At 43.3% G+C, this 22,060-nt stretch carries 22 protein-coding genes; 16 read left to right on the plus strand and 6 right to left on the minus strand.

Annotated elements, in window-relative coordinates:
• Nucleotides 1–40 precede the first annotated feature (40 nt).
• Both ACETMN_RS14230 and ACETMN_RS14235 read right to left on the minus strand, forming a co-directional pair.
• Nucleotides 41–301 carry a hypothetical protein gene (locus ACETMN_RS14230; RefSeq protein WP_091016616.1) on the minus strand — a complete coding sequence of 87 codons (261 nt, stop codon included), beginning with the start codon at nucleotides 299–301 and terminating at the stop codon, nucleotides 41–43.
• Between the two features lie 95 nt (nucleotides 302–396).
• Entirely contained in the window at nucleotides 397–525 is a 129-nt protein-coding gene (locus ACETMN_RS14235) for a DUF4023 family protein (protein WP_047842809.1), read from the minus strand.
• 206 nt (nucleotides 526–731) lie between these two features.
• On the opposite strand from ACETMN_RS14235, the gene ACETMN_RS14240 reads away from it, so the two are divergent.
• The 4 genes from ACETMN_RS14240 to ACETMN_RS14255 all read left to right on the plus strand — a co-directional run bounded on the left by ACETMN_RS14240 (nucleotide 732) and on the right by ACETMN_RS14255 (nucleotide 4,195).
• A complete protein-coding gene (locus ACETMN_RS14240) occupies nucleotides 732–1,484 on the plus strand; it encodes a TrmB family transcriptional regulator (RefSeq protein WP_091016614.1) in 753 nt (250 codons plus the stop codon).
• 127 nt (nucleotides 1,485–1,611) lie between these two features.
• Nucleotides 1,612–2,775 (plus strand): MFS transporter, encoded by a 1,164-nt coding sequence (locus ACETMN_RS14245; protein WP_091016612.1) that lies wholly within the window; start codon nucleotides 1,612–1,614, stop codon nucleotides 2,773–2,775.
• Nucleotides 2,776–2,992: 217 nt separating this feature from the next.
• Complete coding sequence (locus ACETMN_RS14250) at nucleotides 2,993–3,559, plus strand: sugar O-acetyltransferase (protein WP_091016610.1); 567 nt, start codon at nucleotides 2,993–2,995, stop codon at nucleotides 3,557–3,559.
• Between the two features lie 39 nt (nucleotides 3,560–3,598).
• Nucleotides 3,599–4,195: a sugar O-acetyltransferase gene (locus tag ACETMN_RS14255; protein ID WP_091017706.1), complete on the plus strand. Its 597-nt coding sequence runs from the start codon at nucleotides 3,599–3,601 to the stop codon at nucleotides 4,193–4,195.
• A 185-nt stretch (nucleotides 4,196–4,380) separates the two neighbouring features.
• On the opposite strand, the gene ACETMN_RS14260 is transcribed toward ACETMN_RS14255, so the two are convergent.
• Complete coding sequence (locus ACETMN_RS14260; protein WP_091016608.1) at nucleotides 4,381–5,814, minus strand: glycoside hydrolase family 1 protein; 1,434 nt, start codon at nucleotides 5,812–5,814, stop codon at nucleotides 4,381–4,383.
• Between the two features lie 180 nt (nucleotides 5,815–5,994).
• Here ACETMN_RS14260 and ACETMN_RS14265 point away from each other — a divergent pair, with 180 nt between their 5' ends.
• Both ACETMN_RS14265 and ACETMN_RS14270 read left to right on the plus strand, forming a co-directional pair.
• A complete protein-coding gene (locus ACETMN_RS14265) occupies nucleotides 5,995–6,963 on the plus strand; it encodes a LacI family DNA-binding transcriptional regulator (protein ID WP_091016606.1) in 969 nt (322 codons plus the stop codon).
• 204 nt (nucleotides 6,964–7,167) lie between these two features.
• A complete protein-coding gene (locus ACETMN_RS14270; protein WP_091017704.1) occupies nucleotides 7,168–7,461 on the plus strand; it encodes a DUF3817 domain-containing protein in 294 nt (97 codons plus the stop codon).
• A 79-nt stretch (nucleotides 7,462–7,540) separates the two neighbouring features.
• Here the strand turns inward: ACETMN_RS14270 and ACETMN_RS14275 are convergent, their stop codons facing one another.
• Entirely contained in the window at nucleotides 7,541–7,678 is a 138-nt protein-coding gene (locus tag ACETMN_RS14275; protein WP_179198532.1) for a hypothetical protein, read from the minus strand.
• A 118-nt stretch (nucleotides 7,679–7,796) separates the two neighbouring features.
• On the opposite strand from ACETMN_RS14275, the gene ACETMN_RS14280 reads away from it, so the two are divergent.
• The 6 genes from ACETMN_RS14280 (at nucleotide 7,797) to ACETMN_RS14305 (ending at nucleotide 14,413) form a co-directional block, all read left to right on the plus strand.
• Nucleotides 7,797–8,141, plus strand: coding sequence for a thioredoxin family protein (locus ACETMN_RS14280; RefSeq protein ID WP_091016604.1), 345 nt, complete (start codon nucleotides 7,797–7,799; stop codon nucleotides 8,139–8,141).
• 180 nt (nucleotides 8,142–8,321) lie between these two features.
• Nucleotides 8,322–9,344: a LacI family DNA-binding transcriptional regulator gene (locus tag ACETMN_RS14285; protein ID WP_091016602.1), complete on the plus strand. Its 1,023-nt coding sequence runs from the start codon at nucleotides 8,322–8,324 to the stop codon at nucleotides 9,342–9,344.
• 119 nt (nucleotides 9,345–9,463) lie between these two features.
• Nucleotides 9,464–10,453 (plus strand): ABC transporter permease, encoded by a 990-nt coding sequence (locus ACETMN_RS14290; protein ID WP_206099103.1) that lies wholly within the window; start codon nucleotides 9,464–9,466, stop codon nucleotides 10,451–10,453.
• 15 nt (nucleotides 10,454–10,468) lie between these two features.
• Nucleotides 10,469–11,356, plus strand: coding sequence for a carbohydrate ABC transporter permease (locus tag ACETMN_RS14295; protein WP_017688674.1), 888 nt, complete (start codon nucleotides 10,469–10,471; stop codon nucleotides 11,354–11,356).
• 37 nt (nucleotides 11,357–11,393) lie between these two features.
• Nucleotides 11,394–13,037, plus strand: a complete 1,644-nt coding sequence (locus ACETMN_RS14300) for a sugar ABC transporter substrate-binding protein (protein ID WP_179198531.1) — start codon at nucleotides 11,394–11,396, stop codon at nucleotides 13,035–13,037.
• Nucleotides 13,038–13,066: 29 nt separating this feature from the next.
• Nucleotides 13,067–14,413, plus strand: a complete 1,347-nt coding sequence (locus ACETMN_RS14305) for a glycoside hydrolase family 30 protein (protein ID WP_091016600.1) — start codon at nucleotides 13,067–13,069, stop codon at nucleotides 14,411–14,413.
• Between the two features lie 113 nt (nucleotides 14,414–14,526).
• Here the strand turns inward: ACETMN_RS14305 and ACETMN_RS14310 are convergent, their stop codons facing one another.
• Complete coding sequence (locus tag ACETMN_RS14310) at nucleotides 14,527–14,934, minus strand: hypothetical protein (RefSeq protein ID WP_244660886.1); 408 nt, start codon at nucleotides 14,932–14,934, stop codon at nucleotides 14,527–14,529.
• Nucleotides 14,935–15,142: 208 nt separating this feature from the next.
• Here ACETMN_RS14310 and ACETMN_RS14315 point away from each other — a divergent pair, with 208 nt between their 5' ends.
• Together ACETMN_RS14315 and ACETMN_RS14320 are read left to right on the plus strand one after the other, a co-directional pair.
• On the plus strand, nucleotides 15,143–16,231 hold the full coding sequence (locus ACETMN_RS14315; RefSeq protein WP_411736264.1) for a hypothetical protein: 1,089 nt from the start codon (nucleotides 15,143–15,145) through the stop codon (nucleotides 16,229–16,231).
• A 59-nt stretch (nucleotides 16,232–16,290) separates the two neighbouring features.
• The gene (locus ACETMN_RS14320) at nucleotides 16,291–17,364 is read left to right on the plus strand and encodes a glycoside hydrolase family 99-like domain-containing protein (protein WP_091016595.1); all 1,074 of its coding nucleotides are present in this window, start codon (nucleotides 16,291–16,293) and stop codon (nucleotides 17,362–17,364) included.
• 43 nt (nucleotides 17,365–17,407) lie between these two features.
• Here the strand turns inward: ACETMN_RS14320 and ACETMN_RS14325 are convergent, their stop codons facing one another.
• Entirely contained in the window at nucleotides 17,408–18,253 is an 846-nt protein-coding gene (locus tag ACETMN_RS14325) for an AraC family transcriptional regulator (protein ID WP_091016593.1), read from the minus strand.
• A gap of 122 nt (nucleotides 18,254–18,375) precedes the next feature.
• On the opposite strand from ACETMN_RS14325, the gene ACETMN_RS14330 reads away from it, so the two are divergent.
• Both ACETMN_RS14330 and ACETMN_RS14335 read left to right on the plus strand, forming a co-directional pair.
• Nucleotides 18,376–19,833 (plus strand): alpha-L-fucosidase, encoded by a 1,458-nt coding sequence (locus ACETMN_RS14330; protein WP_091016592.1) that lies wholly within the window; start codon nucleotides 18,376–18,378, stop codon nucleotides 19,831–19,833.
• A gap of 281 nt (nucleotides 19,834–20,114) precedes the next feature.
• Entirely contained in the window at nucleotides 20,115–21,506 is a 1,392-nt protein-coding gene (locus ACETMN_RS14335; protein WP_091016589.1) for an exosporium glycoprotein BclB-related protein, read from the plus strand.
• The last annotated feature ends 554 nt before the right edge of the window (nucleotides 21,507–22,060 follow it).

Below are 22,060 nucleotides of genomic sequence, written 5' to 3' on the forward strand. Positions count from 1 at the left end.
GTGCGCCCCTTAAAGGGAGGCACCATTTTTTTGCTTTTAATTATTTGCGTTTCAATAACAGAACTCCACTGATGGTTGACGTTTTTTGGCGGTATACCACTTTGAATCCAATATCGTTGTCCAGCAAACAGTTTAATGCATTAATCAATAATGCGCCGGGAACTAATGTGAATGTACACGGAGACGTGTTGCCAATCACTCGTACACTTTGGATTCTGCGCGCAGAACCGGGAATGAGCGGATTTCTGGACCAATAGATTAATACCAGATCCGGTTGTGGAACAGCATTGACACGAGCCATACTAATCATCTCTTTTCTATTAAAGGTTCTTAATAGTAGATGAAAAGTAGAGGAAAGGGTGTTAGACGGAAGTCATGCTGTTCAATAAATAGACTCTACTTATTCGTAGAATGCTGTTTGGATGGCAACTTGTCCCCTGGTGTTCCCTTGCCGTTGTTTTTATTGTGACGCGCTTTTTCGGCATTTTCGTTAACTTTTTTCACAAAATCTTGAGTGCTTTCCATTATAAATTACAACTCCTTCCATAAGCAAAATGTGTATTCCCGATTGTTAATATAACCACTGGAAAGTGATTTTATTTTGGTGACATCGTTAAATTTAATTGTGATTCCACATTCCTAGGTCAATTGGGACATACTGGACATGGGAAGTATAGCCGACTAAACTAGATAGACCAGACATACTAAGAAGGGATGCGCAGATTTAAACCATGTTGCAGAAATTCGGGTTTACACAATATGAAAGTCAGGTATACGAGGCTATATTTGCACAGGATGAACCTCTTGATGCTACATCGATCGTAAATTACTCCAACGTTCCCAAAGCCAAAATCTATGAAGTGCTTAATCGCCTGATCGACAAGGGAACGGTGCTGACAACGATGGATGGGAAGAAAAAACTATATATGGCTGTGGATCTTCAATCCATTATTCATAAGATCAAGGCTGATTTTGAGAAAGATATTGAGGAATTGAAAAGTTACAAAATCAAACGTACATTTACGGATGAGCATATTTGGACGTTAAAAGATGAGTCGTCCATCGCATCGAATATCGAACAGCTTATCGAGGAAGCAGATTCATCCATTCTTTTTCTGGCCTGGAATGAGCGAATGGAGAAATATCGTACACTGCTGGAGCAGAAGGAAAAGCAGGGCGTGTACGTTGAAGTGCTTGCCGTTGGGGGAATGGAGACATCCTTAAACCGGATATACTCGTTGATTCCATTGCTTGATGCGCCGGAACCTTCACAACTGCTTATTGTGGATCATGCATATCTGCTGTTTGCGGGTGTGGAGCACGATTCATGGCGAGCGATCAAGACGATGTCCAAACCGATTGTCAAAGCGATGACTGATTATTTCTACCATGATGTTGCGCTTACTCAAATTACCAAAAAATACGGTGACCAACTGTTACAGGATGCTGAAATCGAGAAACTGCTCACCAGATTGATCTATTAAAACTATTCTCTTGGAGAATAGTTTTTTTGTTATATCTTTGTTTGAAAATATTCATGAAAATAACTATTGAAACTTTCAATCTTATGGGTTACTATCGTAGTTGTAACTTTTTGAGGAGGATTCAAAAATGAATAAGAAAGTATATGTGCTTGCTATCGCAGCATTTGTGGTCGGAACCGTTGAACTGATCTTGGGCGGAATTCTGGACCTGATTGCTACGGATCTTCGTCTTTCCCTGGCTAAAGCCGGGTATTTAATTTCTATTTTCTCACTTGTCTATGCGTTGTCTGCGCCGATTTTATTAAATATGACGGCCAGATTCGAGCGTAAAAAAGTATATATGTGTACGCTGTTTGTATTTCTAATCAGTAATCTGATCTCTGCATTCAGTACCAGCTTTTATATGCTGATGGCGGGCAGAGCGCTCGGAGCCGCCACGGGCTCACTTATTTTTGTACTCTCCCTGACCCTTGCAGCTCGCATTGTGGAACCACAATATAAAGGACGCGCCGTGGGGATCATTACCATGGGAGGTAGTGCATCACTTATCCTGGGTGTACCTCTTGGAATCTTTGTAGGTAACTTGGCAGGCTGGCGTGAGGTGTTTATGTTGATCGCTGTTCTGACCGCAGTGGTTATGGTGGCCATCTGGATTGCGATGGATCGTGTGCAGCCGATTCCTGCTGTATCCTTGAAGAAACAGCTTACGGCTCTGTGGAATCCTAAAATGTTGGCAATCCATGCGACAACTTTACTTGTGCTTGCGGGTCATTTGACTTTATATGCGTATTTTACACCGTTTCTGCAAGAAACGCTGGGAGCCAGCGCCACGATGGTTACCTTTATCTATATGATGTTTGGGATCGCTGCTGTTGCAGGTGGAGGCATAGGTGGCATGTTATCCGATCGTCTGCATCCTGCTAAAGCCATTGTCATTGTGCTGATTCCTTTTATCATAAGTATGGCTGTCATTCCGTTCAGTGTGGGATTACCTTTGATCACCTTCTTGTTATTGTTAAGCATCTGGAGTGCACTGAGCTGGACCGTTACGCCTGTACAAAATAGTCTGATTATCAAAACGTCACCGGAAACAGCCGAAACGCTAATCAGCACCAACTCAGGTATTGCACATGCAGGTATTGCACTGGGTACTTATATCGGTGGCATGGTGATTGATCACTCATCGATTCTGAACACCGGATGGGTTGGTTCTGTTCTGATTCTGCTTGGTTTGCTGTCTGCCATCTATGCCATTAGCGTGAAGGAAAAAACCGTTCAGGCGGTTGCTTAGAATAAAGAAATTAGACAAAAGCTTGAACCTCTGCATTCCCATAGTCTAATGGGTGTAGAGGTTTTTTTGCTGTTTCGCTAGAGTACGCGTCAGTAGATTAAACCATTTTCATAACAAGCAAAACTTGCTTTATTCATACTAATCTATATAATTAAAATAGTTTTTAAAAGTATTATTTAATGTGAATTACATGATGTGTATTGAGGGAGCGGTGATCATGACTACGAAGACGGAAAAACAAAAAATGCTGGATGGCGAGCTGTACATGGCTTCGGATCTTCAATTGTCTGAGGACAGAGAGTTTGCAAGGAAAATGACTCGGACGTTTAATCAAACGACGGAAACGGACGGTGAGCTTCGCACCAAGTTATTGAAGGAACTGTTTGGATCAACAGGCGAACACCTGGGCATGGAACCTAATATTCATGTGGATTATGGATATAACATTCATGTAGGCAACCATTTTTATGCCAACTTTAATTGTACGATATTAGATGTGTGTGAAGTTCGTATTGGAGACCATTGCTTAATGGGACCAGATGTACATATCTATACAGCTACTCATCCACTCCATCCGCATGAACGCAATACGGGTGCAGAATACGGCAAGCCAGTCACGATTGGCAATAATGTATGGATTGGTGGTAGAGCCGTTATTAATCCGGGGGTTACCATTGGAGACAACGTGGTCATTGCTTCCGGGTCTGTGGTTACAAAGGATGTTCCTGATAATATGATCGTTGGCGGCAATCCTGCCAGAATCATTAGAGAGATAGAGCTTTAACATATGTATAGATAGAAGATGGGAAGTGCTTACGAAATGATGACTGAAAAAGAAAAATCCCAATTAGGGCTCTTGTATAACGCCAATTATGATCAAGAGTTAATTGAAGAGCGTTTACATTCCAAAGGGCTTTGTTACGATTATAACCAGCTCCATCCAGGGAAGATCAATGAAAGAGAAGCGTTAATCAAGAAACTGCTCGGGAAAACGACGGATCGTTTCCTGATTGAACAGCCCTTTGTATGTGATTACGGATATAATATTGAAATTGGTGAGAACTTCTATAGCAATCATAATATTGTCATGCTGGATGGAGGAAAAATCAGTTTTGGAGATAACGTTTTTGTTGCTCCGAATTGTGGATTCTATACTGCAGGCCACCCTTATGATGTTGAGCAGCGCAATGAAGGTCTGGAGATCGTTGGACCCATCACGGTGGGCAATAATGTATGGATCGGTGGCGGTGTGACAGTTCTTGCCGGTGTGACGATTGGAGATAATACGATCATCGGCGCAGGGAGCGTAGTGACCAAGAGTATACCGTCTGGTGTGATTGCTGCGGGTAATCCTTGCAGGGTCCTTCGCAAGATAACGGAAGAGGACAAAACAAAGTACAGCAGGGATGTAGTAAGGTGAAGAACATAAAGTGAGGATTAGCATTTTAGCCCATGACAAAGCCCGATGTTTATCATCGGGTGTTTTTAATAATATCCCCCACACAGAACACTTGCCAAGGTATCGTATAATCGACACTTTTTCATGTGATTTGCTGGGGGATAGAAGGATATATCTGTTACATTTGCTTAAACTTTTGCTTGAACTTAACGTTTCAAACTTTTTCCGTTACTGCTGATCACTTCTTTGTACCAATGGAAGGATTTTTTGCGGTAACGTTCGAGTGTTCCTGAACCATCGTCATGACGATCAACATAGATGTAGCCATAACGTTTTTTCAACTGGGCAGTAGACGCACTGACTACATCAATACAACCCCATGAAGTATAACCCATGATCTCCACACCATCTTCAATGGCTTCCCCAACCTGAACCAGATGATCGTTCAAATACTTGATCCGGTAGTCATCCTCAACCGTTTTCTCGCCATCCGCACCGGTGATCAATTCATCCACTGCTCCAAGGCCATTTTCCACAATGAACAGCGGTTTCTGGTAACGGTCGTAGAACATATTGAGTACATAACGCAATCCTTGCGGATCAATCTGCCAACCCCACTCACTTGCATCCAGATATGGATTAGGGTAACCACCAAGCAAGTTCCCTTCACCGGCAATCTGTTTCGCTGGATCAGCAGTCTGACACAGGCTCATATAGTAGCTGAAGGAGATAAAGTCTACCGTATGAAGCAACATATCTTCGTCGCCATCTTCCATATGAATCTGAATTCCGTTCTCACAGAAGTAACGTTTCATGTATCCTGGGTAGCGGCCTCTAACATGCACATCACCAAAGAAATAATTGCTATGTTCGAATTCCATTACCTGGATCATGTCGTCTGGATGTGGCGTCAGCGGATACGTTGGCATGCTGAGCATCATACAACCAATCTGAGCACCGGGAATAATCTCATGACAGAGTTTAACGGCAGAAGCACTTGCTACAAATTCATGGTGAATAGCTTGATACAGATCCTGCTTGCTCAGTTTCTCTTTGGGTGTGTATATACCTCCGCTCATGAATGGTTCTTCAAGAATGGAATTGATTTCATTGAAAGTCAGCCAGTATTTCACCTTGTTTTTATACCGGTTAAAGACAGTAGTTACGTAGCGCTCATAGAATCCAATCATCTTGCGGTTCACCCAGCCGTCGTATTCTTTGGATAGATGAAGAGGGGTCTCGTAATGGGACAACGTAACCAATGGCTCAATTCCATATTTATGGCATTCGTCAAAGAGGTTGTCGTAGAATTGCAAGCCTTCTTCATTCGGTTCGAGCTCATCACCTTTCGGGAAGATTCGGGACCATGCAATGGACGTACGGAAAACTTTGAAGCCCATCTCGGCAAACAGTTTCACATCTTCCTTGTAACGGTTGTACAAATCGATACCAATCAGTTTCATATTATCTTCAGTCGGCTCTTCCGTGATGGGACCCTTGATGCCTTGGGGAGCTACATCCTGAGTAGAAAGACCTTTGCCGCCTTGATTGTATGCACCTTCAGCCTGGTTGGCTGCAATTGCGCCACCCCACAGAAAATTTTCCGGGAATTGATAGATATGATTTTGAGAGTTATTCATGTGTATCGCTCCATTCATCAAATTTATATTTAAGATGATTCATGTATGACATAAAAAAAGCTTAAACGTTGTAACGGGTTACACGTCAAGTTTTACTTTTGACCCAGATATGAGGCATACTATTATTCAAAATAGTACTGGATGAACTTATGTAGTTCGTTAGCAAGAAAGGAGTCTCCGATGTCAAAGTTCGATGAAATTATGAAACGATCTGGTTACTCAAGAGCGACAGTGTCGCGAGTAATCAATCATTCCCCACATGTTAGTGACGAAGCAAGACATATCATAACGAATATTATGAAGGAGTTAAATTATATTCCGAACCGGAATGCAGTATCATTATCTACAGGCAAGACCAAACAAATTGGCATCATAACGTCAACCATTGACGATCTCAGTCTCACTTTCATGAATCAGTTTATGGAAACAGCGATGGATTTCGGGTTTCAGACGATCGTGTATACTTCCCGTGGAAATAAGGAAATTGAGTTACAAGGATTTGAAGACCTGCGTAGCAAGCGGGTGGATGGACTCCTAATTGTTACCTGTGTTAACGATCCTCGGAAATTAAAAGCGTATATGGAATACGGCCCGATTGTTTCCTGGCAGCGAATGGGGAACGACGAGATTCCGTCTGTCGCGATGGATCAGGCAAAAGGGTATAAGTTAGCTCTGGAGCATCTGGTATCAAGAGGATACACTCGAATTGCAAATGCATTTGGCAGGGCTGAGAGTCTGAATACCCAGAGCCGCCGTAAAGCCTATGAAACTTTCATGAAGAGTAGAGGGTTACCTGTATGGAATGAAGCATATCAGTATTCCGTATTTAGCTCCTCCGATGGTGAAGAAGCGATGCGAAGAATGGCAGAGGAGCGAGAGCTTCCACAGGCCGTATTATGTTCGAATGACTATGCAGCCATCGGCATTCTGAGTGAAGCACGCAGACGGAATATTCAGGTACCGGAACAACTTGCCATTGTGGGGTTTGATGATATCGAGCTTTCCCGTGTTCTTGGAATCACGACCATACACAATCCGATTGCGGAGCAAGCCACCCAAGCTTTCCATCAATTGTGGGTCGTATTGGGTAAAACAGAGTTGAAGACCGAACAGCTAACATACCAGCTGATTGAGCGTGAGACGACTTGAATCCGTAAGACCTGTTGTGGGAATCGGGTTTTATGGATTCAATAATTATTCAAATTTGAAGCATCTTCGAATTAACCTCATACGTTATACTTAGGATAAGCTTCAGAACGACATATCTGTACGGAGATGTGATTGAAGTTCTCGTAGCATGTTACAAGTTACATATTTCACAAACGATCAGCGGGAAAGGTGAGAATGGACTTTATGAAGACAGTGACAGGCAGATTTAGAATTGCGGGCATATGGGAGGGGGTATCCTTACTTCTGTTGATTTTTATTGCTATGCCTCTGAAATACTTTGCAGATATTTCTTCTGCTGTAGCCATAATGGGCATGATTCATGGTATTTTGTTTCCTTTGTACCTTATTGCGCTAGTGCATTTGGCTGTGGTCAAAAAGTGGAAGATCACGCGCTGGTTAATGGGTGGTCTTGCCGGTCTATTGCCGTTTGGAACTTTTGTATTTGAATCTTATCTTCGGAAGAGAGATTGGAAATAAAAATCAATATGACTAAATGAAAGCAGGCGACTAATTCAGATGTTATCCGAATTGTCGCCTGCTGGTTTCTGTACAAGTGCTACTTTACTGTACCCTGTTGACGATCGGATAACAGGCTTACTCCAATATCGCCAGAAGCATCCGATACAGGTGCATACGCCGAGAAGGAAGTAACAACAACCAGGGCAGTGAACAGAAATAAGAATGATTTTTTCATACCATAACCTCTTTCATATGGGGATATATTCCATTTGATTTTAACGCACATAGACTATACTTGAAAAGTAAAAGTTTAAATGAGCAAGCTATTGATTGACTGAAAGGGTTGAGCTTCTATGAAAGATATTCATGAGTTAACATCCATAGAAATGGTTGAAGAAAATATTCAACAACATGAATTGGTTTTTTTGTATGTATCTCGGCCAGAGTGCAGCGTGTGCCACGCTTTACTTCCTAAGATCAGGACGTTGCTTGAACCTTATCCATCGATATACCTGGGTCACATTAATGCTAATGAAGTGGAAGAGGTTGCGTCCAAGTTTCTTATTTTTACCGTTCCAACAATGATCATGCTTGTGGAGCAGAAGGAATATATTCGAGCGGATCGTTTTGTTCGCTTGGAACGTCTGCAAGAGCAGCTGCAACAGATTCACTCCATGTATGTCCAGGATGAGGAATAAAAAGATAAAACTACAGGAACGGCGGCTCATACATGAGCCGTTTTTTTGCGCCCGCAGTGGCGTATAGCTATGGATAAAGTGCATGATGCCTGAGCTCGCAAATTAAAGTGTTGCCATGAAAACGGTTTTATGATAATTTAAACATTATAAAAACGTTTTTATAGTAAAGGAACAAAACTTATGGCAAAGATAACGATTAAAGATGTAGCAAGGGAAGCAGGCGTATCCATCTCTACAGTCTCCAACGCTTTAAATGGTGTGGATGTCTTGAACCCGGAGACAAAATCACATGTTCTCAAGGTGGCAGAGCGTTTAAATTATGTGCCTAATCTGAACGGCAAGCTTTTGAAGTCCGGTCAAACCAAAATGCTCGGTTTTTTCACTACAAGTGTATCGGGTCCGTATTTCTATAAGCTGGTCGAGTCGATGTCTCGCGAATGTGATCGTCTTGGGTATGGTTTGAATGTATTTGTGACCAAGGATAAACACGTTATTATGAGTAATATTCTGGGTCGGCGGGTGGATGGTGTCATTATCTATGAAGAGCTTCGGATCGATGAGCAAGATATTATCGCCATGGAGAAAGACAAGATCAAGGCAGTTTTTCTGGATCGGGTCTATCAGAGTGATACGATGGGAAGTGTTATTTTCGACTCGTATGTTGCGTCTTATGAAGCAACCAAGTATTTAATTGGACTGGGGCACAAGAAAATTGCTTATATTTCGGGTGTGGATACGATGTTTGACAGTGTGCAGCGTAGAGACGGCTATCTGGCTGCCTTGCGTGAATACCAGCTTCCAATTGATGAAGATTACATTATTCAAGGGTATTTTGAGGAGGACAGCACGTATAGTGCGATAAAATCTTTTCTTCATTTGCACCCCGGCAAGCGGCCTGATGCATTTCTTGCAGGGAATGACTTGAGTGCAATTGGCTGTATGCATGCGTTGAAGTCTGAGGGTTTTGAAGTACCTCAAGACGTTAGCGTTGTGGGTTTTGACGATATTGATATCGCACAGTATTTTTCTCCACCGCTCACAACGGTAAGAAATCAAATTGCAAGACAGGGTATCCTGGCAATTAATCAACTGGTGGGTATGATCAAGGAGAATGAACAAGGGTCTGCGCAAAAATTGGCGGGTGAGTTGGTGGTGAGAGGTTCAAGCCATGTGAAGATCGACCGCAAAGACTACCGTACGTAAGTTGATTCAGCGTCTTCTCCGGTCTTTTTTTACATAAATATAAATAAAGGGGTTTTTTATGTCGAAAAATAAAAACGTTTTTATAAACATGCATGCATGATGGAGGGGAGTAAAAAAACGTGGATAAATTAGCCGTAGAGACATCAACCGGTAAAAATGCGATCAGTCCCAATGGGAAGAAACCCATCGGACAACGGATTAAAGAATTCATAGTCGATTATCGAAGACAATGGGAGATTCAATCAATGATTATCCCGGGCATTATCTTTATGATTATTTTTTGTTACATCCCGATTTACGGTTTAACAATTGCCTTCAAAAATTACACGGTCATTGATACACTGGCAACCGCTCCTTGGGTAGGGCTTGATAATTTCAGAATCATTTTATCAGATAAATACTTCTGGGATGCAGTCGTGAATACGCTGGGGATCAGTTTTTTGAAATTAGGTATTGGGTTCGTCATTCCCATCATTCTCGCGATCATGATCTACGAGTTAAACAGTGGACGATTCAAGAAGTTTGTGCAAACGGTTTCATATTTACCTCACTTTTTGTCCTGGATTGTACTTGGGGGAATGCTGATCACCTGGTTTTCGACAACGGGGTTATTTAATCAGTTGTTGCTTAGCCTGGGAGTGATCTCGCAACCGCAGAACATCTTGCTGGATGCAGGCAAGTACTGGTGGATTGCTACGTTATCGGATATCTGGAAAGAAGCAGGTTGGGGAACGATTCTGTATCTGGCCATTATGGCGAAGATTGATCCTACGTATTATGAAGCGGCCAAAATCGATGGTGCAAGCCGTCTGAGACAGATCTGGAATATCACATTGCCTAATATGAGATCCATTATCAGCCTAAATCTGATTCTAACTGTAAGCGGTTTATTGGGGTCGAATCTGGATCAGACCCTGGTTCTCATGAACTCCCAGAACCGTGACAAAGCGGAAGTCATCAATTCGTACGTCTATCGTATGGGGATGTCACAGGGTGACTTTTCATATGCAACGGCCGTTGGCTTGGGTGTCTCAATCATCTCTGTCATTCTACTCGTCACGGCAAACAAAATCACAAGCAAATTAAACGATAATCAATCTGTGTTGTAGAAGGAGGCATCCCGCGTGAATGGAAAGGTGGCAAAAGAAGATCTCGATAGTCGGATCTTTGATACCTTAAATATGATTTTGTTAATCATCTGTACGATCGTTATCCTGGTTCCACTCTGGAATGTCATTATCTCTTCCTTTAGCTCAGGCAAAGCGTTGGCGGAAGGTGGATTCATCTTCTGGTCACCGGAATTCTCGCTGGAGAATTACAGAGCAGTATTCAATGATCAGGGCATATGGCAGGCCTTCTTCATATCGGTGTCCAAAACAACGATTGGTGTTGTTACACATGTGTTCTTTTGTGCCATGGTTGGTTACGGTCTGAGCAAAAAGTACATAAGAGGCCGTAAATTATATGTTGCCATGGGAGTCATCACAATGTTCTTCTCCGGTGGCATGATCCCAACATATCTGTTAATCAAATCACTTGGATTATTAAACAGCTTCTGGGTATACATTATTCCGGCGTTATTCAGCTTCTATGATGTTGTGATTCTGATGAATTTCTTCCGGAATGTCCCGGATTCGCTGGAAGAATCGGCCAAGATTGACGGCGCAGGGGATTGGCATATTTTCCTGAAAATCTTCATTCCACTCTCCATGCCGGCTATGGCTACGATTGCGCTATTTAATGGGGTGGGGCAATGGAACGACTTCATGACAACCAAGTTGTACATTACCGATCAGTCACTGTATCCACTCCAGATGATGCTGTATGAGATTATCGTTCAGTCCCAGACCCAATCCATGCAAAATGTTGGGGGTTCGGCTGTAATCGAAACAACGACAAAAGGCGTGCAGTTGGCCACCATTGTCATTACAACACTCCCGATCGTGCTGATCTATCCCATTGTTCAGAGATACTTTATCTCGGGAATGATGCTGGGTGCGGTCAAGGAATAGAAGAAACCAATACCCCAATATGAGGAGGAACAAAAACATGTTGAAGTTGAACAAGGCATCAGGGAAAAAAGGGGTTAAATTGCTCGCAACACTACTCACAGCCGTACTTATGATTACAGGTTGCAGTGGTGGATCGGGGGGATCCAGTGAAGGGAACTGGGTTTCCATTGAAGATCGTTATACGGTCGACCCGGAAAAGCCAGCTTGGCAGTTGGATAAAAAGGAAGAAGCTACAGACCTGACGTGGTATGTCAATGCTGACTGGTGGAACACCGATTTTGGCAAGGACATTGTCACGAAGAAAATCAAAGAGGACCTGAACATCAATATTAAATTCATCACGGGTGATGATACCAAGTTAAACACCTTTTTCGCCGGCGGAGATATGCCTGACCTGCTAACCGTATTTGACTCCAATTCTCCAGTGGTACAAAAAGCCGCTACCTGGGCTATGCCGCTGAACGATCTGGCGGAGAAATATGATCCTTATTTCAATAAAGTTGCGGCTGCCGATACATTGAACTGGTTCCAATTGGCGGATGGCAAAACCTATGGTTATCCGAACTATTCCAATACACAAGAGGATTATGATAGCGGTAACATTCCTGCAAAAACGGCATTTATCATTCGTAAAGATGTGTATGAAGCTTTGGGTAGTCCGGTCATTGGAACGCCAGAGGAATTCCAGAGTGTGATGAAACGAATTAAGCAAGAGTTCCCTGCGCTGATTCCGTTTGGATTCAACTCTATAGGTGAAGGAACAGGTTCACTCGGGGATACGTTGCAAGATTTCATCGGCGTTCCGTTGGAGACCGAATCAGGAGAATTCTATGATCGCAATCTGGATGAAGATTACCTCACGTGGTTGAAAACATTGAACACCGTGTACAGAGATGGCAATATCAGTGATGACAGTTTTGCTGATGATGGAACGGCTTTTGAGGAAAAAGTAAAGTCTGGTAAATACGCGACCATGCTGCTTGACGGTACACCTCAACAAGGAGGAAACCTGCAAATTTACATGAGTGCCAACCCGGGCAAAGAATATATTGCAATTGATGGTCCGCAGAGCACCAAAGGCAATGCCCCGACATTGAATCAATCCGGGATAACCGGGTGGATGATCAATTACATCTCCAAGGATTGTAAAGATCCGGCCAAGGCCATTCAGATATTCACATACTTATTAAGTGAAGAAGGACAGACACTTATGAATTACGGGATCGAAGGGGAGACCTTCCAAACCAAAGCCGACGGTAGTGTAGAATTACTGCCAGCAGTGAAAGACATGCAACTGAATAACGCAGATCAATTCAAAAAGGATTATCGGATGGGTGAGTTTATGTTCTTCGGCCATGATCGTCACAAAGCACTCAGTGCAGATGCTTTTCCGGAAGCGATTAAACAGATGCAGGAGTGGGGCAAAGGCAAGCTGAAACCTCACTTCATTCTGGAGAATATTAGCCCGGATCAAGGTACACCTGAAGCTCGTGCATTGTCAGCTATCAATACGAAGTGGAATACAACGCTGGTCAGTATGGTACGTTCCAAGGATGATGCCTCGTATGACAATGCATTGGCTTCTTATAAGTCATTTTTAGGTGAGAACCGTTGGGAAGAGATTGTGAAGGTACGCAGTGAAAAGATGAAATTGAACAAAGACAAACTAGGCATTCAATAATAGAAAAATGAAATATGAAGGAGAATCTTATGACTACATTCAAAATGTACAAATCAACAGGAGAAAATGAATGTTTTGTACCCATATCCTTGGATCAATTGCAACCTCCAGCACCTGATCTGGAGACCGCGACTATTCTTCTGGATGATCAGCTAACGTATCAGGAGATGGATGGATTTGGTGCTTCTTTTACCGACTCTTCTGCCTATCTGATCAATCAAATCTTGAATGAGGAGCAACGGGAAGAGGTCATGTCCCGCTTGTTCCATCCGCAGGAAGGTATTGGACTCTCGGTCATTCGTAACCCGATGGGCGCTTCGGACTATGCGAGAACGGTATACAGTTATAACGATATGCCAGAACAGCAGACAGATCCAGAATTAACCCAGTTCAGTATTATGCATGATGAAGAGGACGTTATTCCGTTAACGCAAAAGGCGTTGGCACTGAATCCTGAATTGAAACTGTTTGCTTCACCATGGAGTGCACCCGGCTGGATGAAAACGAGTGGATCGATGATTACCGGACAATTGAAAACGGAATGGTATCCCGTTTATGCCGAATATTTCGTGAAATACATTCAAGGGTATAGAGAGCATGGATTACCGATCCATGCCATCACACCACAGAATGAGGCGCTTTATGAACCGGGGCATTATCCCGGTATGTTGATGCCAGCCGAAGTCCAAGCGGATTTTATCAAAAACCATCTCAAACCAGCCTTTGTTCGTAACGATATTCAAACCAAAATTCTCTGTTACGATCACAACTGGGACCAACCGGACTATCCCCTGACCGTACTTGAACAAGCGGGAGAGGAAGTGGATGGTGTAGCTTGGCATTGGTACGGGGGCGATGCTTCTGCTCAAACGAAGGTTTATGAAGCCTTTGCAGGCAAAGAAGTACATTTCACCGAAGGCTCGGGTGGAGAGTGGATTCCGCCATTTGAGCAAGCCTTCTCGAATGTGATGCGAACAGGGATCCACATTCTTCGTAATTACAGCAAATCCTTTGTACTTTGGAATATGGCACTTGATGAGAACAACGGGCCAACCGTGCCGGGATTTGGCCGCAGTACGTGCCGTGGCATCGTGCAAGTGAATCAGCAAACCAAGGAGCTTACGTATACACTCGATTATTATGCCTTGGCACATTTCAGTGCTGTGATCCGCCCGAAGGCTGTTCGGATCGAATCAACATCCAGTGATGATGGAATTTGTTCTGTGGCTTTTAAGAATGTAGATGGTTCCGTAGCTTTAGTCCTCTTTAATGATGGGGAGGAGACGGGCAACATACAGATTAAGCTGCGCGTTGATGTATTGATGAAGTTTCAGCTGGAAAGCAAGAGCGCCTTGTCCGTATTAATCAAAGGTTGATAAATGAATGAAGTTATAAATAGGTTTCATCAGAAACGAAAGCAAAAGAAGCGACGTCCGGAGAATACACGGACATCGCTTCTTTTGCTGACATTACCTGTGGATGGATCACCTTATAAAGGTTGAATGGCAAGATTGGGCGTTCCACTACTCTCATCAACGAACAGAATATATTGATTGCCAGCGGTCCCCGTTAAGACCAGACCGGGTTGACCTGCAACACCAGGATTGTAATACCTGAGCTGCTGTACAATCGGCAGAGCTACTGGAAGCACTGGTTGATTAAGTGCCATTAATTGTGTAGTAGCCTTGACGCTGTCTCCAGCTTCAATAACACCGCCTACACCCAGATTATTAACGATAGAGGAGCTGGCATTGATTTGGAGGCTGCCTGCTACGGTCTGGCTACCATTGACTTGTAGATCAACGCCAATGGTTTCATTACCATTGACTTGCAGATCCTGATTAATGGTCTGATTACCGGTGACAAGGATACTATCAAATGTTGGCAATGAGATCATCTCCTATATAGTATTCTTATATTCTATGAGGACAAGATTTGAACCGACCCGGGTGACTACACATTATATGTACGAGATAAAGCCCGTTTTACATGATGAGCCAGTGAAGCCATTAATAGAAGAAACCATGCCACTATTTCGTGCATATTGTAGCCAGAGAATGTTTTCGTACGGAACGGGAGGGTTTGCTATCCGAAAGAAGTCCAAAATGCAGGTTAGGTCCATAAAGAAGAATCGTTCAGTTCACGATGCAAACCAGTTATTTCTGAGACAGATGCATGCAGTACTGAACAGAAAACTCAAATCCATGCGCAAACATATGGCAGTACAGCAGTTGGATCTCAAGCAACAATGGTTGAAAATGATGCAGGAGGAACATGCATCTAATCGAGTAAAGTCCAAAGTGATCTATAAGGAGTTAAATGTGCTTCTGATTACACCGTGTAATGACCGGGAAATGTCATCACATTGTGTACTGATTGAACAAAGCCTTAAACATCTCGTGAGGCATGTAAATGAGATTAAATATATAGAATCCGTTTCAGCCAGTCTGTCTGCTATGGAGGTTGACCTGATTCTGATTGTTGGAAGTGATGAACAATTGCCGAATGAGAATATCACAGCTTTAAAAGAATCAACCACCAAAAAAGCAATTTGGTTGTCTCCGAATCAAAATGGAAGTCAGAGCGATGCCATATTGCCATGGTTTGATCACGTGTTTGTGCAGCATTCATGGTCAATAAGCGACCAGCAGCATCTGGCAGGCTCTGCTCTTAATGAACTATTAATGCCCCCTGATCCCCATATTTTCTGTCCGCAAGCTATTCCCCCGGAGTATGAATCGGATGTTTATATCATCGGGGATGCAGAACCTGATGGCATCGTCACCGCTATTGCCAAATCGGGTCTTTTGAATAACAAAAACGTTCGGGTGGATGGGAAGGGTTGGGCACAGCTTGGAGATTTCTATCCCGTTCGCAGACATGAAGCTCGCCAGATTTTATTTAACGGAAGCAAACTGGTTATTCATAGTGGCGAATCAATCAAAAACGTGATGGAAATTGCCGCATGTGGGACGTTTCAGCTCATAGGACCATCTTTGAATCAGAGCAACGGGATAGATCTTAGTAACTTTCAACAATACAACTCTTGTGAAGAACTCACTCAGAAGTTTGAACATTACTGGCAGAGTGTTGATGCAAGGAGACTGGCCGCTAGCCATGCTCTGGCATACATGAAATATAATCAATCCCATCTGCAAAAAACATTGCGACTGCTGGATATCATATTCACATAAACCATCAAGAATCACACGAGTTTAGGCTGCATCATGTTCCTGCATTGGAGGAGTTCTGTTTGAAAGTAATTGCGCTGCATCTACCCCAGTTTCACCGGATTGAGGAGAATGACCGTTGGTGGGGGGAAGGTTTTACTGAATGGACTAATGTAAAAAAAGCCACTCCCCTATATTCGGGTCATCATCAGCCGAACCAGCCATTTCAGGGGAAATATTATGATCTTTCCGATCCAGATGTGCGAAAGTGGCAAGCAGAAACAGCCAACCAGCATGGCATTTATGGATTTTGTTATTATCACTACTGGTTCAAAGGCAAGCGATTGTTGGAAAAACCGGTGAATGAAATACTGAGCAGTGGAGAGCCCGATTTTCCATTTTGTTTGTCTTGGGCCAATGAAACATGGACAAGAAAATGGGATGGCCAGGAATCGGACATTCTCATGGCCCAGAACTATGGGGATCAAGATGATTGGGAAGAGCATTTTAATTATCTGGTAAACGTATTTAAGGATAAACGATATATTCGAGTCGAAGATAAGCCATTATTTCTGATCTATCGACCAGCCAGCATTCCCCAATGTGAGGAAATGATTCAGTTTTGGCGTGAATTGGCTTTGAAGCATGGCCTGAAAGGGATTCATTTTGTGCAGACCATTGGTGGATTCCCTACATTTAATCGTCAGATCTTTGAAGCGAGTATGGAATTTGAACCGCATTATACGTTTGCACATGGACATATGAATGGAATCTGGATCGAAATGAACATCGAGGGTCGGCAGCATATTGCTGTGAATTACGACAAGGTATGGTCCTCCATTCTCGAACGAACACCACATCGTAACGGAGAAATGATCTATCCAGGTGCTTTTGTCAATTGGGATAATACACCGCGAAGAGGCGTTGACGGCCAGAGTACGCTAGGGTCAACCCCAGAGAAGTTTGGGATATATCTGGCGAGGCAGATGGAGAGAGCGAGGACAGTGTACAATAGTGAATATCTCTTTGTTAACGCCTGGAATGAATGGGCGGAAGGGGCATATCTTGAGCCGGATCAAAAATATGGTTACACTTATTTGAGAGAACTCAAAAAAGTAATCCAGCAAGAGTTGTTGAACAGAAACAAGCACAATTAAGAGGGAGTTCCGAATGAGGGAACTCTCTCTTAATTGTGCTTGTTCATAAACCATGTTTCGTAGTCAGTACTGTTGTTTGTCTACGGTACTCCGTAGGTGTGAGCCCTGTATGCTTTTTGAACTGTCTGGAGAAATAATACAAATCACTGAAACCGAGATGCTCTGCGATGGCAGTGATTGTGTTCGGGGTGCAGGTCAGTAATTCCTTGGCTTTATCGATTTTTTTGCCAGTAATGTAGAGGATCGGAGGAAGGCCAATCTGCTGCTTGAAGAATCGAATGAAATAATTCGGATGCATGTAGGCAATCTGGGCCAGATCCTGAACTGAAATATTCTCTTCAATGTTGGAATCAATGTAAGCCAGAATGGTAGATAACTTCTCCATAACCGGCACGTTAATAAAAGAGATCTGATCCAGATCGAGATTCATTATATAGTGGGACAGTAACTCAGTCAGTTTGCTCTTGGCCATCATATGGGCATAGACTGAGTCGGATTTTGCATATGCAAGGATACTGCTGAAAATCCCCTGAATCAACTCAGGTTGATCCAACGTGCAGCTATTCGGGAATTTCAGAATTTGGAACAAATTGATTCCCCCAACCTTTGCACTAAAGTGACACCAATATTTGAGAAAAGGACGGTCATTAATGGCAGAGTAGGATTGTTTGATTCCTTCCGGCATTAAAATAAGCTGATTAGGCGCAGGGTAAAACTCTTCGTTCCCAATCCTGAGCCAGCCTTCACCTTCACATATGAAATAAAACTTGCTGTAATCGGGTGTATAATCCAGATCTCTCCAATCGATGTCGCAACGATTATAGTTGACCATGAATAATTCAACTTGCAGATTGGACAGGTAGTTTGTAAGCAACGTTTGGTGGTTCATGTTATTCATCTCCATACAAGGTTAGTATTGTCCATCTAAAAGTTAGTGTTCTGCATGTTTAACCTTTGGCCGTAACACTACAATACAAGTGCAGACGATAACGGAGGGAATGAGAACAGTTCATGGACAAAAAGGAATATTTGCAACAGATCGAAGCAACAATTGCGAACGGTAAATTTAAGGACAACTGGAGTTCGCTCAGCGCTTTCCAAGTTCCAGAATGGTACCCAAAAGCGAAATTCGGTATATTCATCCACTGGGGGCTGTATTCCGTCCCGGCTTATGATAGCGAATGGTATTCGCGAAATATGTATATTCAAGGCTCCAAGGCTTATGAACATCACCTTGCGGTGTATGGACCTCATAAGGACTTTGGCTATAAAGACTTCATCCCGATGTTTCGTGCAGAGAAGTTTGATGCCGATGAATGGGCAACTTTATTTAAACAGGCCGGAGCCAAATATGTTATGCCTGTAGCTGAGCACCATGATGGTTTTCAGATGTACAAGAGCTCTATCTCTCACTATAACACATATGAAATGGGCCCCAAACGAGATATTCTGGGCGAGATGAAGGTTGCATATGAGAAGCAGGGATTAACCTTATGTGTATCGTCCCACCGTGCGGAGCATTGGTTCTTCATGTCTCACGGGAAGGAATTCGAGTCAGATATTCAAGAGCCCCTGAAACGTGGTGATTTCTATTGGCCTGCCATGCCAGAACCGGATCATCATGATCTGTATGGTTCGCCTCCGACCGAGGAGTATCTGGAAGACTGGTTGATTCGTTGCTGTGAACTGGTAGATCAATATCAGCCTAAGGTATTCTATTTCGATTGGTGGATTCAAACGGTTGCATTCAAACCCTATTTGAAGAAATTTGCGGCCTATTATTATAACAAAGGCGAAGAATGGGGCGAGCCTGTTGCGATCAATTATAAACATGAGGCCTATATGTTTGGCAGTGCCGTTCCGGATGTGGAGCGGGGACAATTCGCTGAGCTTAAGCCCTATTTTTGGCAAACCGATACGGCTGTCGCTAAAAACTCATGGTGTTATACGGAAAATAATAACTATAAAACGGCCGAGGAGATTATTCGGGATCTCGTCGATATTGTAAGCAAAAACGGAAATTTGCTGCTGAACATTGGACCTAAAGCAGACGGCAGTATACCGGATGAAGATCGCGACATTTTGCTGAGCATCGGCAAGTGGCTTGAAGTGAATGGAGAAGCGATCTATGACACGACATTCTGGCGTACGTTTGGAGAGGGTCCAACCGAGGTGAAGGAAGGGCAATTTACGGATGGGGATACCAAGGCGTTTACGAGTGAAGATATACGGTTTACGATAAAAGAAAGTAGTCTGTATGCCACGGTTCTTGCCTACCCGGATAACGGAGTGATTCACATTAAATCGCTGAAGGAAGGTTCTCACCATTTTCAAGGGGTCATTCAAGATATTCAAGTACTTGGCTATGAAGAACAGCCGCAATGGGAGAGAACAGCGGACGCACTGACGATCACAACGACAACTGTGAAGAGTAATGCACCGATTGTTTTCAAAATTGAATTGGATTAATCTCAAAGATCATTTTCAATACTGTTTTTATAAAAAGGGCGCATCCAGGAGTATTGTACTCATTGGATAGCGCTCTTTTGGTTGGGCTATACATAGGGCTGACTTCCGTGCAAAATCCTCTCCATGATAATGGAGGTTCCTCCAAGCTGAAAACTGTAATTCGGAAATTCACTTATATAATAATCACGAAATTCTTGCTTGTTAAATATACTGATATCATCAAACCAGTGATGTTCGCCTATGGAATGATTGAGACTCACTAAGGAGGATCTGCAAAAAAGATGAAACCAAAGAAACGCATCAGTTGGAGCGGATTTAAGAAAAAAAAAGCTGAGGACTGTGACCATCCCCAAGAGCAGCACAAAGAACATCACCACGAGCATCATCATAACCACCACAATCATCACCATCATAAGTGTTTTGACAAAGAAGCTGAATTGCTTCTCAAATTAATTGGTGAGTTGAAGGGAGCAATTGTACAGGTTTTTGCCAATCCCACGCCTCATAATGTTTCACTTCTGATTGAGGTACTGCGTAAATTACTGGCTCTGGTTCATCATTCGGATTTGAAAAAGGGAACCAAGGCAGATCTCGAAGCGGTCTTGGAGCTTACCATTGTATCTGCAGAGGCCGTTCCATTTTCTCCGATCAGTGTAGGAACCAATTTGCAGCAATTGCTGGATGTGCTCCTATCTGTCATTTTACAGGGGAATATCGATTCGGCTGAGAAAGATCAACTGGTCATTTTGATCCGGGCGACCGAATTGGCTATCACAACAGGGCTTAGAAACATAGGGAGTCAAGGTCCGGCAGGACCTGCAGGACCAGCGGGTCCTCAGGGCGTACCTGGTCCACAAGGCCCGGCAGGCGTTGCTGGTTCTCAGGGTGGTGTAGGTCCAGCAGGTGGCGCAACAGGAGCGACAGGTGCAACGGGGAGTACAGGAGCTGTTGGGGCAGCTGGCGTTACAGGAGCAACAGGTGATCCTGGCGTAGCAGGCGCCACCGGAGTAACCGGGGCTACCGGGGCAACGGGTGACCCAGGTTTGGCGGGAGCGACGGGTGTGACAGGAAATACAGGTGCAGCCGGAATTGCAGGAGTAGCCGGGGCTACCGGAGCAACTGGCAGCACTGGTGTTACTGGGGCTACGGGTTCGGGAGCTATTATACCGTTTGCTTCTGGCGGACCTGCCATATTGACAACCATTGCTGGTGGACTGGTTGGAACGACAAGCCTTATCGGTTTCGGCAGCTCGGCAACAGGAGTCAGTATTCTTGGTGGCACGATTGATTTAACGGGAACGATTGTCGGACCACTTATAAACTTTGCGTTCTCTGCACCACGGGATGGCGTTATAACTTCGATTGCTGCCTATTTCAGTACCACAGCAGCCTTGGCCTTGGTTGGTTCAACGGTGACCATTACTGCGCAATTATTCAGTTCACCTACTCCTGATAATGCATTTACTGCGGTTCCGGGGGCGGTCGTTACACTGGCACCTCCACTCACCGGTATTATTGCATTGGGTAGTATCTCCAACGGCATCACAACTGGATTGGCTATACCTGTGACTGCACAGACACGACTTCTGCTTGTATTCTCTGCAACGGCAACTGGACTTAGTCTTGTGAATACCGTTGTTGGCTATGCAAGTGGCGGCGTGAACATTACATGATGAGATATAAATTTTGATATGAACGACATGAGAGTTCTCATGTCGTTCTTTTTCTTGATTTGAAATTTTGAGCACCGGGTCTTGGTTATATAGAACTACTACAAACTATTATTTATCAAAAACATGCAGGAATGCGAAAAATAAACTGAAATGTGTAAGCGACATGAGACACATAAAAGCATTAAATAGACTTATTTTCTATATTTTTCAATAAAGTGCTTGTATATATCGAATAATGATTTTATACTATACCAATAAAATCCAATTAAATCCCTAATCGACTATTATATGTAATTAAAATTTTAACTACTCACTCGAATCGCGATCGAAAGTCATATCCACCACTCCTTAGCAAGCGTTCTGCTAACGCTCCAGATTACCCTTCCACATGAATGCTTATAGACATTCACTCTCATTGCATTATTCAAACACCCAAACTATTCACTCACATGGTTTAATCCGACTCAATCAATCTCCTAAACTTCCAAGTAAAAAACATAGACTAATCTGTTATCTCTTCTGACTCATATTGATCCCTAACCAGACCTGTAAAG

The sequence above is a fragment of the Paenibacillus sp. M2 genome (genome assembly GCF_046713495.1).
Lineage (GTDB): Bacteria > Bacillota > Bacilli > Paenibacillales > Paenibacillaceae > Paenibacillus > Paenibacillus amylolyticus_B.